The sequence below is a fragment of the Spirillospora sp. NPDC049652 genome (assembly GCF_040675125.1).
Taxonomy (GTDB): Bacteria; Actinomycetota; Actinomycetes; order Streptosporangiales; family Streptosporangiaceae; genus Spirillospora.
Genome location: NZ_JBFAOF010000070.1, coordinates 1 through 16,421 on the forward strand (window position 1 = coordinate 1; position 16,421 = coordinate 16,421).

17 protein-coding genes are annotated in these 16,421 nt (G+C 69.6%); 11 read left to right on the forward strand and 6 right to left on the reverse strand.

From position 1 onward, the window contains the following. The 3 genes from AB0J52_RS07730 to AB0J52_RS07740 form a co-directional block, all read left to right on the forward strand. Window positions 1-387 (forward strand): LysR family transcriptional regulator substrate-binding protein (locus AB0J52_RS07730; RefSeq protein WP_500180771.1); only part of this gene is annotated, 387 nt, incomplete at its 5' end. A 151-nt stretch (window positions 388-538) separates the two neighbouring features. After that, a complete protein-coding gene (locus tag AB0J52_RS07735; RefSeq protein ID WP_500180772.1) occupies window positions 539-1,183 on the forward strand; it encodes a hypothetical protein in 645 nt (214 codons plus the stop codon). A gap of 107 nt (window positions 1,184-1,290) precedes the next feature. Further along, on the forward strand, window positions 1,291-2,997 hold the full coding sequence (locus AB0J52_RS07740; protein ID WP_500180773.1) for an LCP family protein: 1,707 nt from the start codon (window positions 1,291-1,293) through the stop codon (window positions 2,995-2,997). A gap of 99 nt (window positions 2,998-3,096) precedes the next feature. Here AB0J52_RS07740 and AB0J52_RS07745 read toward each other — a convergent pair whose 3' ends face one another. The 5 genes from AB0J52_RS07745 to AB0J52_RS07765 all read right to left on the reverse strand — a co-directional run bounded on the left by AB0J52_RS07745 (window position 3,097) and on the right by AB0J52_RS07765 (window position 6,871). Beyond that, on the reverse strand, window positions 3,097-3,483 hold the full coding sequence (locus tag AB0J52_RS07745; protein ID WP_500180774.1) for a hypothetical protein: 387 nt from the start codon (window positions 3,481-3,483) through the stop codon (window positions 3,097-3,099). Between the two features lie 11 nt (window positions 3,484-3,494). Next, complete coding sequence (locus AB0J52_RS07750) at window positions 3,495-4,136, reverse strand: hypothetical protein (protein ID WP_500180775.1); 642 nt, start codon at window positions 4,134-4,136, stop codon at window positions 3,495-3,497. 16 nt (window positions 4,137-4,152) lie between these two features. Beyond that, window positions 4,153-5,598, reverse strand: a complete 1,446-nt coding sequence (locus AB0J52_RS07755) for a hypothetical protein (protein WP_500180776.1) — start codon at window positions 5,596-5,598, stop codon at window positions 4,153-4,155. Window positions 5,599-5,735: 137 nt separating this feature from the next. Next, on the reverse strand, window positions 5,736-6,158 hold the full coding sequence (locus tag AB0J52_RS07760; protein WP_500180777.1) for a DUF3592 domain-containing protein: 423 nt from the start codon (window positions 6,156-6,158) through the stop codon (window positions 5,736-5,738). A 77-nt stretch (window positions 6,159-6,235) separates the two neighbouring features. After that, the gene (locus AB0J52_RS07765; RefSeq protein WP_500180778.1) at window positions 6,236-6,871 is read right to left on the reverse strand and encodes a prepilin peptidase; all 636 of its coding nucleotides are present in this window, start codon (window positions 6,869-6,871) and stop codon (window positions 6,236-6,238) included. Window positions 6,872-7,161: 290 nt separating this feature from the next. On the opposite strand from AB0J52_RS07765, the gene AB0J52_RS07770 reads away from it, so the two are divergent. The 8 genes from AB0J52_RS07770 to AB0J52_RS07805 all read left to right on the forward strand — a co-directional run bounded on the left by AB0J52_RS07770 (window position 7,162) and on the right by AB0J52_RS07805 (window position 15,435). Next, entirely contained in the window at window positions 7,162-8,031 is an 870-nt protein-coding gene (locus AB0J52_RS07770) for a hypothetical protein (protein WP_500180779.1), read from the forward strand. A gap of 90 nt (window positions 8,032-8,121) precedes the next feature. Continuing rightward, window positions 8,122-9,342, forward strand: a complete 1,221-nt coding sequence (locus AB0J52_RS07775) for a C40 family peptidase (protein ID WP_500180780.1) — start codon at window positions 8,122-8,124, stop codon at window positions 9,340-9,342. Window positions 9,343-9,428: 86 nt separating this feature from the next. Continuing rightward, complete coding sequence (locus tag AB0J52_RS07780; protein ID WP_500180781.1) at window positions 9,429-11,261, forward strand: hypothetical protein; 1,833 nt, start codon at window positions 9,429-9,431, stop codon at window positions 11,259-11,261. Further along, window positions 11,258-12,244, forward strand: coding sequence for a BMP family ABC transporter substrate-binding protein (locus AB0J52_RS07785; protein WP_500180782.1), 987 nt, complete (start codon window positions 11,258-11,260; stop codon window positions 12,242-12,244). Before AB0J52_RS07780 ends, AB0J52_RS07785 begins: the two co-directional genes overlap by 4 nt. Window positions 12,245-12,276: 32 nt before the next feature. Continuing rightward, a complete protein-coding gene (locus AB0J52_RS07790) occupies window positions 12,277-12,705 on the forward strand; it encodes a DUF3592 domain-containing protein (RefSeq protein WP_500180783.1) in 429 nt (142 codons plus the stop codon). A gap of 110 nt (window positions 12,706-12,815) precedes the next feature. Then, window positions 12,816-14,405, forward strand: coding sequence for a hypothetical protein (locus AB0J52_RS07795; RefSeq protein ID WP_500180784.1), 1,590 nt, complete (start codon window positions 12,816-12,818; stop codon window positions 14,403-14,405). Window positions 14,406-14,416: 11 nt separating this feature from the next. Next, window positions 14,417-14,992: a hypothetical protein gene (locus AB0J52_RS07800; RefSeq protein WP_500180785.1), complete on the forward strand. Its 576-nt coding sequence runs from the start codon at window positions 14,417-14,419 to the stop codon at window positions 14,990-14,992. Then, the gene (locus AB0J52_RS07805) at window positions 14,989-15,435 is read left to right on the forward strand and encodes a hypothetical protein (protein ID WP_500180786.1); all 447 of its coding nucleotides are present in this window, start codon (window positions 14,989-14,991) and stop codon (window positions 15,433-15,435) included. Before AB0J52_RS07800 ends, AB0J52_RS07805 begins: the two co-directional genes overlap by 4 nt. A 41-nt stretch (window positions 15,436-15,476) precedes the next feature. On the opposite strand, the gene AB0J52_RS07810 is transcribed toward AB0J52_RS07805, so the two are convergent. Then, window positions 15,477-16,421 (reverse strand): OmpA family protein (locus AB0J52_RS07810; protein WP_500180787.1); only part of this gene is annotated, 945 nt, incomplete at its 5' end.

The window sequence follows — 16,421 nt, forward strand, 5'->3', positions numbered from 1 at the left end:
TACGACCTGCGCGAGGCCACGATCGGCGCGTGCCGCGCGGCGGGGTTCGAGCCGCGCTTCGCCGTCGAGGGCGGCGAGATGGACGCCGTGCTCCGCTTCGTCGAGGCGGGGCTCGGCATCGCGGTCGTCCCGAGCATGGTGCTGGCCGGACGGCCGGGGCTGCAGGGCACCGCGCTGGTCATCACTGACGAGGACGACCCGTCGCGCGGCGGGCGGCGCGCCCACCCCGACCACGGTCTGCGCCGCACCATCGCCCTGGCGCACCGCAAGGACGTCGCTCTCACCCACGCCGCCCAGGCCTTCCAGGAGACCCTGGAGAACTTCCTCGTCGAGGCCGGGCTCTCCGACAGCCTCCCCGCCGGCGTCGAGACGCTCCTCATCCCCTGACCTTGGCCGCACCGCCATGGTTGCGCAGGGGTCGGTGGTCTTCGGAAGCCGAATTTCAGGAGCGGGACGTGAACCCTTGCGAAGGGTCGGTAGTCAGTAAGGAGTAGCAGGCGGGCGTCTCGGCGGCGTCCTCTGACGGACGGAGCATGCGATGTCCTACGCCCCTCCCCCTCGTCCCGGTCCTCAGTACGCGGAGGCGACGGAGCGTCCGCCCCTTCCGCAGACGCTGCAGATCGCGTTCTTTCTGATGCTGGGCGCGGCCGCGTTGCAGGTGCTCGGCTTCCTCGTCACGGTCGTCCAGATAGGCGAGCTGCGGTCGGTGTACCTGACGGATATCGCGCAGAGGGATTCGAATCTGGACTTGCTCATGACGATCGTCCTCGTGGTCGCCGGGGTGTGGGCGCTGATCGGGGTCGGCCTGTGGACCTGGATGGCGTTCGCCAACCGGGCAGGACGGCAGTGGGCGCGCATCACCGGGACGGTCCTCTTCGGCCTCTACACGCTGAGCACCCTGGCCGGGGTGACCGCCGTATGGGCGAGGGCGTCGAACGGGTACGAGATCGGCGTCGGCCCAGCCGTGAACTCCGCGATCAGTGTCGTGACGTGGCTCGCCGGGCTGGCGATCGTCATCCTGCTGTGGAACGGGAAGTCGAAGCCCTACTTCCAGCCGGCCCGCGCTTCCCTGCCTTCCTGGCAGGCTTCGCCGCCGGCCGTGCAGCCTCCGCCGGCCGTGCAGCCTCCGCCGACGGGCGGGCCGCCCCCCTCGGATGCTCCGAACTGGCACAACCCGTCCTGACCTGCGGACGGCGACGGCGGGGCCGCTGACGTACTTTGCGCCGTTTGGCCCCATAATTTGGCTGGGCGATCCCGCGCCACCACCAGTGCTGACCTGAACGGGACCGGATGAGCGACAAAGACCCCGAACTCGAACGTCCCCGCGCGGACCACCCCAAGGACACCGGACCGTCCGTCCCCCCGAGATCGGACGCGGAGCCGGAGGCCGCCCCGGAGAAGGCTGAGGGCGCGGAGCCGGAGGCCGTTCAGGAGAAAGCCGCGGACGCGGACGCCGACCCCGCCGGGGCGGCGGCCGAGGGCGGTGGCGGCGCGGGCGACTCGGCCGAGATCCCGGGGCTCGGTGCGGCGGGCGACGGCGCCGGACGGTCGTCCCAGAAGAAGGCGCGGCGCCGGCGGGCGCTGCGGTGGGTCGCGGGCGGGATGGCCGGGGTCGTGCTGCTCGCCGGGGGCGTCGCGGCGTGGCTCTACCAGGACCTGCGCGGCAACATCCGGCAGGAGCACGTCAAGGGTCGGCTCGGCGCGAACCGTCCGGCGAAGCTGAACAAGTCGCTGAACATCCTGCTGGTCGGGTCGGACACGCGCGAGGGCGAGAACGGCCGGTACGGCTCGGCGGCGGAGATCGCGGGCGCGCGGTCGGACACCACGATCCTGCTGCACCTGTCGCCGAACCGGGACCAGGCCGTCGGGATCAGCTTTCCGCGCGACTCGATGGTCCGGATGCCGAGCTGCGAACGGGAGAAGGGCACCGACGTCCCGGCGCACTTCGGGATGATCAATGAGGCGTTCGCCAACGCCGGACCGACCTGCACATGGAAGACCCTGGAGTCGCTCACCGGGATCCACATCGACCACTTCGTCCAGGTGGACTTCGTCGGGTTCAAGCGGATGGTGGACGCGCTCGGCGGCGTGGAGATCTGCCTCGACAAGCCGGTGGACGACCCGCGCGCCGAGCTGCACCTGAAGGCGGGGCGGCAGACCGTGAAGGGCGACGACGCGCTCGGCTACGTCCGCGCCCGCTACTCGCTCGGGGACGGCTCCGACCTGGAGCGCATCCAGCGGCAGCAGAAGTTCATGGCGTCGGTGGTGAGCAAGGCGACCGGCTCGTCCATGCTGACCGACCCGGCCAAGACCTACCGCTTCCTCAAGGCGGCGACCACGTCGGTCACCACCGACGACGAGCTCGACCTCGGCGGCATGCGCAAGATCGCGGACGGGCTGAAGGACATGAGCGCGGGCCAGGTCCGGTTCGTCACGGTCCCGGTGCAGCCGTACGCGCCCGACCCGAACCGCGTCCAGTGGGACCAGTCGCAGGCCAAGGCGCTGTTCGAGGCGATCCAGAACGACGACGACCTGCCGTCCGCGCCGCCTTCGCCGGAGACCGCCGGTCAGCCGACGCCGCCCGGGAAGCCCGGCGCCTCGGGCAAGCCGTCCGGAAAGCCGGGCGCCTCCGGCACGGCGGACGGGAAGCCGAAGCCGGCCGGCAAGCCGCGCGTCACGGTCGTCGACGCGGGGGCGGCGCCCGAGAACGTCACGCGCATCGTCCAGCAGCTCAACCGGCGCGGGTTCGACGTCCAGAAGAAGGTCGAGAAGGCCGCACCCACCCAGCAGACCAGCCTGACCTTCGCGCCCGCCTCGGAAGGGCAGGTCACGCGTCTGGCCGGCATCGCGCCCACGGCCGTCCTCGCCCCGGACGCGAACACGCCGCCGGGAACGATCCGGCTCGCCCTCGGCAGGGACGGGCTCCAGCTCCTGCCGCCGAAGGCCCTCGACTCCATCACCGGCGGCGTGAACTCCGGCCAGAGCCTCTGCGGCTGACGCGGCGTCCGGCGGCGGTCCTTCGGGAGTCCGCCGCCGGGCCCGGTGTCAGCACCGGGCTGGCCTCAGCACAGGGCCGACCTCAGTACAGGGCCGGCCTCAGTACAGGGAGGACCGGTCGGCGGTCCGGCGGCGGACGAGACCGGCGAGCAGCACCCCCAGCAGGACGCCGAGGAGCTGGGCAGCGGTCCCGAGGCCGACGTCGCTCAGCCGCGCGCCGCCGACCGTCCACAGGACCACGTTCAGCAGCCAGGCCGCGAGCGGGACCCCGGCCATCGCGACGACCCATCCGCGTCCGGACTCCCCCCGGTACAGGAACCCGGCCACGACCACCACCAGCAGGTTCAGCAGCAGGGTCGGGGCGAACTCCAGGCGGATGCGGTCGGCGAGCCGGTCATGGTCCGCCGCCACCGCGACGACGGCCGTCAGCATCGAGCCGACGATCCAGACGGCGAGCGCGGCTCCCCACGCCTTGGCCAGTTCCACGCGGTCCTCCTTCAGAGCATCCGGACGGCGGCGACGATGCGGTTCACGGTCGCCTGGTCGAGCGCGCCGCGCCGCCAGGAGATCCGGACGACGGCGGGCAGCCGGTCGCCGTCCACCATCGCCAGGTCCACCGCCTCCACCGGCACGGTCCGGCCGGGGGCCTCGGTGATCGTGTAGGTGTAGTCGGCGCGGCGTCCGTCGCGGGCCCCGTACACCTTCGCCGGACGCTCGTTCACGATGCGGTACCCGTCGGAGAGCTGCACGCCGCTCTGCGCCATGGCCATCGCGAGTCCGGCGTCCGTGGCGCTGCCGAGGCGTTCGAGCACCGCCAGCCGGACGCGCGCGTCGGCGCTCTGCGCCGCGAACGCCGCGCCCTTCTCGGTGAAGCGCCGCCAGCCGGACGGGTAGGCGAGCGCGACGCGCTTGGTCTGGACGGCCGTGTACCCGGCGGGCCTGGCCGGGGCGTGCTCACCGGAGCAGCCGGCGAGCAGCGCCGCGGCCAGCGCCATCGGCAGGACGACCCCGGCGGGGAGACCCACCCGATTGACGGCTCGGCTCCTTCTCGCGGCGCGGTCCTTCGGTGCGGCGCGGTCCTTCGGTGCGGCGCGGTCCTTCGGTGCGGCGCGGCGCTTCATGACGACTTCGTCCTTCATGACGTCCTCGGCCCCCTCAGCCGCCGGAGCATTCCGGCCACGGCACGTACTGGCGGACACCGTCGCGCGGAGCACCCAGGTACTGCGCTCCCAGCACATTCTGCAGGTTCTTCTGGTAGGTCGCCTCGAACCCGAAGCTCCGGCCGAGGTTGATCTCGGCCCCGAACTTGTAGGCGTCCTGGACGTTGTTGTAGTTGATCGCGCTGACCTTGGCCTGGTCGTAGAGCAGCCGGTCGAACGCGGACCCGCCGGGCCCCGGATCCTGGGTCACCGCGTACGGGGTCATCGCGCGCGGGACGGCCGAACCGAGCCCCTGGAGGAAGTTGCCCGCGTTGTTGGACAGCCAGCTCTCGGCGACCGGGCGGTTGCCGTCGTTGACATCCAGCACGGTCGTGGTCGTCCGGACCCGCTTCTCCCCCTGCTTGATCTCACCGGAGCCGCTGTTGCCGCCGCCGGTCTTGCCGCCGAGGCCGTCCTTGCTCGACACCTGGTACTCGTAGGTGTTGATGAACTCGATCCGGCTGAGTTTCCCGTTCTTGTCGCGGGTGATGCGGACCGCGCCGGTGACGCCGCCCTTCAGCTCCTCGCCGATGCCGAGCGCCTGCGCCGACCCGGTGCCCTCGCCCGTCCACTGGTAGGTGTACTGGCGCTCGCCGTTGTCCTTGTTGTTGGAGACGATCACCTCGGGCGTGATCTTCCCTTCGAGGGAGATGTTGCCGGTGTTCACCTCCGCCGACCCGTTCGTCCCGACCGACTTGAACGCGCCGCTCGCGCCGCCCTCCAGGCCGACCTTGCCGAAGGTGATGTTCGGGTTCCGGACGTCGGCGTCACCGGTGATCTGGTTGGACAGCCAGAGCCCGAAGCCGGTCGCGCCCGGGTTCTCGCTGTGCTGGATGGCCTGCTGCTGCGCCCACTGCTGCATGATGGCGTCCTGGAACTTCTTCTCCTCGGCGGCGTTCTTGAACGTCCAGGTGTCGCCGTAGCCGAACTTGAGGCTGCCGCCGAGCTTCACCTCGCGCTTGCCCTTGCCGTCCAGGTCGCCGATCTTGCCCGTGTCCCAGGTGGCGCTGAGCTTCTTCGGCGTGGCGTCGACCCCGACCGAGGCGGTGTCGGTGAGCGTCAGCCGGACGGTGCCGTCGGAGAACTCCTGCCGCAGGAAGCCCCACTCCTCGCCCATCTTGAAGAAGGCGATCTTGATGACGTAGCCGCCCTTCTCCTCGGCCTGCTTGGCGAGGCACTTGTCCGGGCGGTAGTCCGCGTCGTTCCTGGCCTTGTCGGGCGGCTGGCAGTCGCCCCCGAACATCCGGCAGACCGCCGCCGTGATCGAAGGCCCGGCGACGCTCCCCGTCAGGGTGGCGAAGAGGCCGACGATCACCGCGGCGACGCCGATCAGGGCCGCGTACTCCAGCCCGCTGGCCCCTGTGTCCGGGGCCCTGCCCCGTCGCCCCGCTCGCGCTCCCACAGTCCGGACGTTACGAACCGCGGCACGTCCCTCACCAGGGTCTACGGCCCCGGTGCGGACCCCATTCGGGACCCACGGTCACCGGACCGCGAGGGCCGGTGCGGGGTCCCCCGGGCCCCAGGTCCCAAACGGCACGATCACAGCGCGTACGCGAGCCCGAGGACGCCGATGACCAGGAACACCAGACCCGTCGCGGCGCACAGCGTCCACGTGCCCGCGCCGCTGCGCCACCACCCGGCGACGATGACGTCCACCGGATTCGCGGGGTCGTAGCGGACCTCCACCGTCGTGCCCTCGCGCGCGGACGGGCTCCGGTCCCCGTACCGGGCGGCGGCCTCGACGTTGCGGCCCGACGCGTCCTGGAAGCGGACGACCGGGTGGTACGACGCGTCCTCGCCCACCCCGTCCTGCCGGACCCCGACGACCTCGGCCGTCGCGGGGACGAACGTCCGGAGGTCGCGGAGCACGTCCCGCAGCTCGCGTCCGCCCCACCAGGCCAGCACCAGCCCGAGCAGTGCGAACACGCCGCAGACGAGGAGGGGGACCGCCGAGATCGACATGCGGCACAACGTACACGCCTCCCGCCGGCCGGAACGGCGGGCGGGAGGCGGGGCGGGGCGGGGTGTGCGGGCCGGGGTCAGGTGGTCGTGGCGAAGGCGGGCGCGAGCAGGACGGCGGCGACCGCGCCGACGACCATGTACGGCCCGAACGGGAACTCGCCCTTGCGGGTGCGGCGGACGAGCATCAGCGCGATCGCGACCAGGCCGCCGCTCAGGTAGGTCAGCAGCAGGCCCAGCACCCAGGCGCTCTGCCCGAACCAGCCGAGGTACAGCCCGAGCACCCCCGACAGCTTCACGTCCCCGAGGCCGAGCCCGGACGGCACGACCACCACCTGGACCCCGTAGATCATCAGCAGCACGACCATGCCGAGCAGCGCGTTCCCGAACCGCGCGAGTCCGTCGTCGGTGAACGGGACGGCCGCCGCGAGCAGCGCCGCGGCGATCCCGTAGGACGGCAGGGTGAACCGGTCCGGAAGCCGTTTCACCTCGACGTCGATGAAGCACAGCAGCGTCCCCACCGCCACCAGGTAGAGCAGCGCGGGCAGGTGCGGCTGCCAGCCGACCCGCCACCCGAGCAGCCCGAACCCGGCCGCGGTCACGACCCCCATCGCGACACGGCGGCGCCGGGGAACCTCGCCCACGTAGGGCACGGCGAGCGGCGCCGCCAGGGCCCCCACCAGCAGCCCCAAGGCGGTCAGCGCCAGGATGACCATCACTCTCCCCTGTCCCGCACCGATAAGTCTGCGTCATCAAACTCGGCGAGCCCGGAAAGCACATGAGCCCTCAGGCCCAACGACCCTTTCGACGCGACAGGGACGAATTCGGATCCAGCGACTTTTCTTCGCAGCGAAAGCCTGCCGATGATCGGCGTCCACCGGGCTCATCTGCGGGGACGCGCCGGGCCCGGCGACCCTGCTCCGAGCGGCCGAAGCCCGAAACCCGTGTCCTGGTATAGGTCCGCAGACCCTTGGGGTGGCCGGATCCGGCACATAACGTGCGGGCCATGCGTGCGATTCTGAACGGATGGCTGTTGGCGGCTCTCGTGGCCGCCATGGCCCTCCTCGCACGCTTCGTGCTCACCCCTGCCGAGCAGACGGCAGCGGTGAACAGCCAGGTCGTCCGGGTCCATTTCCCCTGGCTGCTGTTCTGCGTCGCGATGACCTATGTGAGCGCGTCAGTCGTCCGACGCCGCTACCGCGAACTCATCGTGATCGCCGTGGCGCTGCCCGTTCCCCCGCTGGTGATGCTTGCGGGGATGGCGATTCGGGTCGCCCCCGGCCAGCCGGCACTAGGAACGCTTCTCCAGTTCATCGAGGCGCTCCTCGGCGGATCCATCGGGATCGTGGTCGCGAGCGTCATCGGCCACGCCGCCCGCCAGAGCGCCCGAGAAATGCAGCGGGCGTGGGCGGGTGACGGCGGACTGAGCGACCCGCACGGCGTCCTGACTCCGAAGGAACCTATCAGTCAACCGCCTTCCACCGAGCAGTCCGGCGCTCCTCGCCACCCCCCTTCCCCTCCGCCCCCCTCTCCCACTTCCCCACCACCGGCCCCGACCGTCCGGCTGGACGGCCCCTCCCAGGCTCCGACGCTTCCACCGTCGGCAAAGTCCCTCGCCCAAAACACGCCCCGCGCGACCGCACCATCGCTCACCGAGCGCAGTTCCTTCCCTGCACCAGGCGCGCCGCTCACCCCGTCCGAAGAGCCGAGCGCGGTTCTGCCTGAGGACCGCCTGGTCGCCTGGGGCAGGGACTCGGTGAACGCTGCGGAACCGGCCGACGACGAACAGTTGAAGAACCGGCGGAAGGTCGAAGCCCCCCTTTCGCCTCAGCACAATCCGCCGCGTTCCTTCGGTTCTCCCGACTTCCGGCAGTGAAGGAATTGGGACCCCGGACCCTGTCCTTTCCCCGGCGCCGGGTTCTACCGTGCTCGGGAATCCTTCCGATCACTGATGACGGGGAACACCGTGCTGCTGCGTTTCAGGTCCGGTGGCCGCCAGGGGGACGCCGGCATCGCCTCCTCGACTCTCATCATGGGCATGGCCATCGCTCTCGCGGCCGGCTTCCTGCTGGTCGGGCGGATCGCCCAGGCCGGTGACATGATGACCCGCGCGCAGACCGGGGCGGACGCCGCGGCTCTCGGCGTGCTGGCTCCGCTCCGCGACCAGCAGGCCCGGATGCTCATCAGGGGACAGGACCCGAGCGGCGCCGGTTACTGGGAGGTCACCCAGGAGCCCAAGATCCCCGCGGAGAAGTACGCCAAGCAGAACAACGCCGCGGTGCAGAAGGTCGACCTCTCCGGCATGGTCGGGGACAACGCGACGGTTCAAGTCCGCAACCTGACATGCCAGCTCAAGCGGGACAACGAGCTGACCGAGAAGGAGCGGGACGACCTTCGCCACCGCCGCAACCTGTGCACCGACAGCCGGGGCAAGAGCGGAATCGGACGGTACGGCACCGCCACCGCCTCCGCGAAGATCATCCAGCCGCACTGCGAATTCCATTACCGCGCCCTCTCGCCGGACGCCAGTGGGGCAGGAGCCCTCGATTGGGTCAAGTGCAACGGAAACGGCCATACGCTCCAGGTCCTAGGCGGCAGGTTCGACGAGGTCCAGAAGCTTTTCAAGATCCGGCTCGTGGACCAGGCCGACGGCACCCCGTACACCGGAGCCCCCCGGACGTTGTTCGGCGGGCCCACCGGCGGCGCGGGCGTGGCGGTCAACAAGTGCGCCAAGGAAGACAGCGTCAAGATCGACTCCAAGCCCTTCGGGCAGCGGGTCGTGGCCTGGGCCCTGTGCTGGCTGGGGACTCCGTACTCCTGGGGAGGCGGCACCTACAGCGGTCCGTCCTTCGGGATCTGCTGCTCACCCGGCGGGTACAGCGGCGCGTCGACCCTCGGTTTCGACTGCAGCGGGCTCAGCCTGTACGCCGTCTACCAGGCTTCGAAGGGACGCCTGGCACTCGGGCACTACACCGGAGACCAGGTGAGTGACCGTCGCGGAATTCCCGTCTCCCTGAATGCGCTGCAGGTCGGGGATCTGATCTTCTTCGGAAGCGGAGTTCCCCATCACGTGGCCATTTATTACGGCGATAATCAAATAGTCGAAGCACAACAGACAGGTGTGCCCGTCAAGATTTCCCCACTCGCGGGACGTGACGCCACCTCGGCCCGCCGGTTCTCGGGCTGACATCGGCCTTCGGGCCGGCCGCCACCACAGGCCGGGCCATGGGAAGGCGGCGCGGTTCCCGCTCTCTATCCGGTTGGGACGGTTCCATGACGCTGACCGCTGAGCAGCCCGTCGCCCGGCGCCTCCGCGCCTCGCGTCCCTCGCGGCTCTTCTGGCTGCTCGCCGCCGGATACGTCGTCCACGTCGCGGTGCGCCTGGCGATGTCGTGGGGACGGACCACGCCGGTGTACGTCCCGGACGAGAGCGGCTACCTGGTGGCCGGGCGCTGGCTGGCGGGCGGCGCCGGCATGGACCTCACCGGCCAGACCTTCTACCAGGCCGGATACTCGCTCCTGTTCGCCCCGGTGTACCTGGTCGTCCATGATCCGGCCACGGTGTACCGGTTGGTGCTCGGTATCAACGCGGTCGTCGGCGCACTCGCGTTCCCCCTGGGGCGAGCGTTGCTGCTGCGCTGCGGGATGAAGCCGCGCGAGGCACTCGTCCTCGCTTGCGCCGCCGCATTCCTGCCCGTGGCGACGTTGTACAGCAGGACGGTGATGACGGACGCGGTCCTCCCCGTCCTGGCGTTGGGCTGGCTTCTTGCGCTGGACCGATTCGTCCGTGACGGACGCGCAGGCCAAGGTGTGGTCGCGAGCCTGCTGGCCGCCTACATGTACTCGATGCACATGCGGGGCATGGTCGTCCTGGCGATGCATTGGCTGGTCCTGGTGTCCCTTCCGGTGCTGCGGCACACGTCCCTGGGAGCGTTCACACGACGGTGGCACGGAACGTCGGGGCAGGAAGGAGAACCGGGGCGGCACGGAGAGCCGGGGTGGCGTCCGGCTCCGGGGAGAAGCGCAATGCTCTGGGCGCTCGGCGTCGCCGCCGTCGGCACGGCCGCGGCCTGGACGCTGAACACCGAGGCAAGGACCGCGCTCTATCCGGGAGGGCCGAGCAACCTCCAGTCGATCGCGATCGACCGGCTGACGACTCCCACGGGCCTGCTGCATTCGGTCACCGCGGGCGGCGGGGAACTGTGGGCCATGTCAGCGGGCTCCTGGGGACTGGCCGCGGTCGGCTTGGTCACCGCGCTCATCACGGTGCGGCGAGGGAGGTCCGCCGACCGGCTGATGACGGTCGTCCTGCTGCTCACCACCGCAGGCGTGGCCGTGGCCTCAGCCGCCGCGCTGCCCAACGAGCACCGCGTGGGCAACTTCGCCTACGAACGCTACGTCGGCCTTGTGGCACTCCCCTACACGCTGATCGGGCTGGCGTCGCTCCAGCGAACCCGCCGGACGCTCGCGGCGGTGGTCGCCCTCTGCGGGTTCGGCGGCTGGCTCGTTCTCTACCTGGGCGACCGGCTCCATACCTACGACTTCAGGATGGGCGACTTTCCCGACATCGCCCTCCTGGGCGGGAGCTACTCCACTCCTCACCTGATGACGACCTCGGTCGTCGCCTCGGTGATCCTGGCTCTGCTCTCCGCGCTGCTCCGCTGGGGGACGGTCCGCTTCGCCATCACCCTGGCCGTACTGAATGTGGCCCTCTCCGTCCCGCCGTTGACGGTATGGCGGTTCGGGGAGAACGACGTCATCTCAACGCCCCCTCCCCCGATCGCCTCCGGCGGGGTCGTCATCGCTCGGCACGTCCCCGGCGTGGAGCATCCTGTGCCGGACGTCGTCGAGCCGATCCCGGGCATCATGTACTCCGTGGTGGCGGAACGCGTCTGGTGGACCCACCTGAAGCGGTTCGACCCGTCCGACGGCGTCGGGCCGGGAGTCTGCATGGCGGTCGTCGAATGGCCCGCGGGGGTGACGGCCGCCGACACCTGGCCGCAGCACCCTCCGGCCTGGCGGTTCCAGCGTTCGGTCTACCGCGGATCGCTCTGGTGGGTCACCTGGTACGACCCGTCCTGCATCGGCCGGAAGGACGTCCGATGAGGGTGCGTCACGCGCTCGTCTGTGCCGTCCTTCTCGCGCAGGCCACCGCCTGTTCCTTCGCTCAGGCCGTTCCCCCGCCGGGTCCCATCCGCGTCGGCGTCGCCCTCACTCCGGACGGCGTCGGCGACCTGGCGCTCAACGACTCGGCGCTGGCCGGCCTGGACCGAGCCCGCAAGGACGCCGAGTTCGAGCCGGTCACCGCCCCCGCACGCACGGGAGAGACCGACGGCGACCGCGAGTCCCGCATCCGTGACCTCGCGGGACGCGGCTTGACCATGGTCATCGCGGTGGGCTCCGCCTACACCGTTCCGGTGGAGAAGGTCGCGCCGGCCTACCCTCGCACGCGCTTCCTCGTGCTGGACCCCTCGAACTGTGCGATCCACGGCGCGAACGTGATGGGGACATGCTTCCATCCGGAGCAGGCGGCCTACCTCGTGGGGGCCGCCGCCGCCCTCCGGTCGCGCACCGGCGTGCTGGGCTTCGTCGGCGGACGCGACGCCTGGACGCCCCGGTTCCAGCAGGGCTACGAGGCCGGTGCGAGGAAGGCCAGGCCGGGTGTCCGGCTTCTCCCGGCCCGCTACGCGGGGAACGCCGACGAGGGGCGCGCCGCCGCGAAGGCCGCGACCGATGCCGGAGCGGACGTCGTGTTCCAGGCCGCGGGCGGCGCGGGCGAGGCCGTGGTCCGAGCCGTGGCCTCCGCCGGACGGTACGTCATCGGCAGCGTCGGCGACCAGTACGCCCAGCCCCGCCTGGCCGCGTACCGGGACCACATCCTCAGCTCCGCCATCGTCCAGGTGGACCTGGCCGTCGCCTCGTTCGCCCAGAACGCCTACCCGGGGAGCTCCTTCCGCCACAAGGTCACCGACTTCGACCTCAGCAAGGACGGCGCGGACTACAGCACCAGCGGAGGAAGACTGGAGGACCTCCGCCCCCGTCTGGAAAAGTTGAGATACGCCCTGATCGATCACCCTGACCGCCTCTGACCTACCGTCCCGCCCACAGCGAAGGTCGACCATTGCCGAACTTCCTCGTCTTCATCGCGTCGGTCATGCTCTTCGCCGCCTGGCTGTTCCCGTCGATAGTCCTCGTCGACAAGATCCGCACAAGTAACTGGCCGCTGGTCGACGGGGTCGTCGTAGGAAACAACGAAGGACGAGCCGAAGTGAACGGCTCATTCGAAACGGTCTACTGGATGGTCGTCGCCTATGTCACTCAGGACGGGGTCAAGGTGACCGCATCCAATAGCGTCTCCCAGGGCGGCCCAAGTGACATAGGGAAGCGGGTGACCTTGCGGTATAACCCGCGTCGACCCGACAAGTTTCGGCTGGGTGGTCCGGAGAAGTGCGGCCGCCTGATAGCGCAGTCCGTCACCTCGATCATCTTCGCTCCTATCCCCATAACCCTCCTCGTATACACGATTCAGCGCATCCCGAATCCTCTCTGAGTCGGGACTCCACCACCCTCAGTCACTGGTTCATCTGACGACGGACTGAAGGCGCCTTTGGGCCCTGAGGCCCTTCACGCTCCTTTACACTCGCCCTACGGTCGCTTGTCATGAGCAGGGTGAAGGAGATCCAGGGCCGGGATCGGGGTGCCTCCTCCCTGGAATACGGCGCCCTCATCATGCTGGGCGCGGCGGCTCTCGCCGTCCTCGTCCTGTCCGTGTCGACCATGGTCCAGCCGAACGTCCGCGCGGCGATCTGCCGGATGTTCGGTGGCAGCTGCGCTGGCAGCGGCCAGGCGACCGGCCCCAGAAAGCCGACCTTCACCAAGTGCAACGTCGACGACACCAACCGGTCGATGGGGTTCAACGCCTCGTTCCGGGGGATCCGCGGGGACCAGGCGGGCAAGGACGGCATCGTCACCCAGGTCGACCCCGTCACCGGTGAGCGCTCAGCCCAGGTGACACTGACCGGGAAGAGCGGCGTCGGCGTGGAGACCGGTGACCGGACGGACATCCCAGGAATCGGCAAGCTCGGGCAGCTCAACGAGAAGTTGAAGCAGGGAAACAACGGCAAGGTGAACGTCTCCGCGTTCGCCGGCATGAACAACGAGCTCGCCTTCCGCTACGACTTCGCAAAGCCCGACTCCCAGGGGAACGACTACGCCGACGCCAAACGGTTTCTCGACTCTCGACGGGGGGCACTGTGGCAGCGCCTTCTCAGTGGCCTCGGCGGCGCGAACGGGGAGGCGGCGGAAAATGGCGCCGCCTATGGCGCCCATCTCATCAAGAAGGGCTGGTACAAGCTCCTCGGCAAGGACACGTCGAAGCTCGACGCCCAGGAAGGGCAGACACCGAACGCGGTGACCTTCCGCGTCGGCGGAGAGGTATCCGGCGGAGTCGGTTACAGCAACAACACCAATCCTCCCCCCGACGAGCAGAAGAAGAGGCTTTTCGCCTCGCTCGGCATCTCCGCCGAAGGAAAGTTCACGTCCTCCTCGGAGGTAACCGTGACCCTCGACGACAAGGCACACCCGGAAAACAACGGCAGCCGGGTCTGGGCAACGAAATTCTCCTTGGACGCCAATGGGAAAGTCCAGGGCGGCTTCGGGGTCAATGCCTTCATCACACCGGAGATCAAGGGGATACTCGAAGGCGGCGGCACCATCACCGGCACCCAGACCGTCACCTTCGACAGAAACGGAAATCCGACGCGTTTCAACATCCAGTTCGACAAGGAGGTGCGCTACGCCGCCGGCCTGACCGGCTCGCTGACCAAGGAGTCTCCCGAGCCGGCCAAGAAGGGAGAGGGCAAGACCAAGCTCTCCGGAGGACACCGGTGGAGTCAGATCCAGTCTCTCGACCTCACGAACCCGGAGAACCGCGCCGCCTTCGACAAGGTGTTCGCGACACCCGCCGGAATGACGGCGGTACCCAAGATCGGCCCGAATATCTTCGACAACCTCCAGGCCCTGGGCAAGAGGATGGGCCAGCACGGCCAGGAGGTTCGCTACGAGTACGACACCTCGGGGAACACCAATGACCTGAGTGGATCGAATGGCGAGAAGGGCATCAAGAGAAAAGGCTTCGGCATCGGCTGGTCCAACGAGAACACGTGGGCCAAGTACCGTTCCGGGAAGTACTTCGACCATGAGGCCCCCCAGTTCGGCTGGCAGAATCTCGCCAAATGCCCCCGAGGCTGAGAGGAATTCCCGTGAGAAGAATCGCGGCTTGTGCGGCCGGCCTCACGCTGGTCGCCGCCCTGAGCGGCTGTGGAGGGTCGAGCAAGAACCGTGCGGGAGCGAAGCCGAGCGACGGCGCATCGACAGGGCCTCCTCAGGGGACCCTCACCGTGGAGACCCTTTCCTTCCAGCCGCCGGACGGGATGGCACGCGTGGAGAACGACGGCCAGGACGTGGCCCTCACGCTCGCTCCAGGGGGCCGAACTCAAAATCCGGGGGAAAAATCCCCGCCGGGGCTTGTGGTCTTCAAAGGTGGGCGCGATCTGGGCGGGGTCGCCCTTCGACGTGAGCTGATCAAGGGCGCTATCCAGACGAAAACGCCGGATGTCCAGTTCTCCACGAAGCCCGTCTCCATCCCCGGCGCGGCTGACGCCGAGATACTTGACACGACGTATCCGTCAGGCCCTGGAAAACAGGTCGACGTCATCATCGGAACCGCGTCCGGCCCCCAGTACGACATTCGTTACTGGGCCGACCAGAGCCGCTTCGACTCAGCGGGAGCCGAACGCATGATCTCTTCGATCCGGATCGCCGGGGGCGGCGAGTGAGGTACGCCGCGGCACTCGCCGCCGGATCCGCGATCGCCTTCTTCGGGACACTGGTCGTGCTGATCATCACCGCGTTGAACAGCGACCCGGACCTGGACCCCGGCGTCGCCGCGGGAGTCATGTCCTGGGTGAGCGGCACCCTGATCAGGGCACTCGGCGGCTATGTCGCCGGACTCGTCAACATCCGCTCCGGCAGCGCGCGACGTGTCGTAACCGGAGCTGCGCTGGCCGGCGGCATCGGGTACGCCGCTCTGCTCATCCTTCTTTCCGGGCTCGCCGTCGCCGGTGGGGCCGGCGAGTTCAGCCTCGGTGACCTGCTCGGCTTCGTCCTGTGGCCGGTCCAGGCAGCCCTCGGCGGCGGCCTCGCCGCGATTCTTCACCGCCGCCGCATCAGCCGCGCCGCGGCCGCCGCCGAACGCGCGTCCTCCTGGGCCTACGGCTGAGCGCGGGCGGGACCTGGCCCCGCCCGCGCCCAGCCCTTCCGTCACTGGACGCGGATGCCGCGGGCGACGGCTCCGAGCTGCTTGTCGGAGGGGATGGAGACGTCGAAGGTGCTGATGTCCGCCGGCGCCTTGTACAGGTTCCAGGCGGTCACGCTCTCACCGGGACGAAGCGTGCTCCTCATGCTGCTGACGAACAGCGAGCACTCGCAGTGGCCCACCGTGGTCTCCAGCGGCCAGTAGCGCATCTTGGCGGCCGGATCCTCCAGCATCACGCCCCGCGTCGAAGGCCCGGTCCACGCCGGAAGGCTTCCGTACATCGCGGAGCTTCGGTCGAAGTTGATCGTGTTGTGGACGGTGGTCCCGGCGTTCTTGATCGTCCAGACGAGGAGGAGCATGCCGTCACCGGTGCGGTGGATCCCGTTGATCTCGTAGCGCAGGCCATCGGAGGCGGCGATCTCACCACTGCTGATCGCGGGTGCGGGCGTGAAGAAGTTGACGGGCTGTTGCCCGTTGGCCGAGCCGGGTGCGGGAGCGGGCGCGGGTTCGGGCGGCTTGGGGAAGGTGACAGTGACACGCCGGTTACGCCGGCGCCCTTCGGCGCTGCTGTTGTCGGCGATCGGCTGCCCGGAGCCGTGTCCGGCGGCCTGGAAGGTGACGCCCTGCCGAGTCACCAGGCCCTTCAAGCGGTTGGCCACCGTTTGGGCCCGGCGTTCCGACAGGGGCTGGTTGATCGCGTCGTTGCCCGTGTTGTCGGCGTGCCCGTCCACCTTGACGGCCGTCCCCCTGGACGCGTCGATCTGCTGCGCGACCTTCCGCAGCAGATCGTCGGCGCGTGGGGTCAGATCGGCCTTGTTCACGGCGAACAGCACGTCGGACTGAAGGTTGATCGCCCGCTGGCCTTCCTTGTCGTCCACGCCCTGCTCGGTCCCGGTGGCCGTGACCAGCACCGGGAGGATGCGCGGCCTGCCGGTCGGCGGCGTCGAGGC

Bases quoted from the DNA above. Each gene is read 5' to 3' on its own strand.
- AB0J52_RS07735 (WP_500180772.1), top strand. From the start codon at position 539: ATGTCCTACGCCCCTCCCCCTCGTCCCGGTCCTCAGTACGCGGAGGCG.
- AB0J52_RS07740 (WP_500180773.1), top strand. From the start codon at position 1,291: ATGAGCGACAAAGACCCCGAACTCGAACGTCCCCGCGCGGACCACCCC.
- AB0J52_RS07750 (WP_500180775.1), bottom strand. From the start codon at position 4,136: ATGAAGGACGAAGTCGTCATGAAGCGCCGCGCCGCACCGAAGGACCGC.
- AB0J52_RS07760 (WP_500180777.1), bottom strand. From the start codon at position 6,158: ATGTCGATCTCGGCGGTCCCCCTCCTCGTCTGCGGCGTGTTCGCACTG.
- AB0J52_RS07765 (WP_500180778.1), bottom strand. From the start codon at position 6,871: ATGGTCATCCTGGCGCTGACCGCCTTGGGGCTGCTGGTGGGGGCCCTG.
- AB0J52_RS07770 (WP_500180779.1), top strand. From the start codon at position 7,162: ATGCGTGCGATTCTGAACGGATGGCTGTTGGCGGCTCTCGTGGCCGCC.
- AB0J52_RS07780 (WP_500180781.1), top strand. From the start codon at position 9,429: ATGACGCTGACCGCTGAGCAGCCCGTCGCCCGGCGCCTCCGCGCCTCG.
- AB0J52_RS07785 (WP_500180782.1), top strand. From the start codon at position 11,258: ATGAGGGTGCGTCACGCGCTCGTCTGTGCCGTCCTTCTCGCGCAGGCC.
- AB0J52_RS07795 (WP_500180784.1), top strand. From the start codon at position 12,816: ATGAGCAGGGTGAAGGAGATCCAGGGCCGGGATCGGGGTGCCTCCTCC.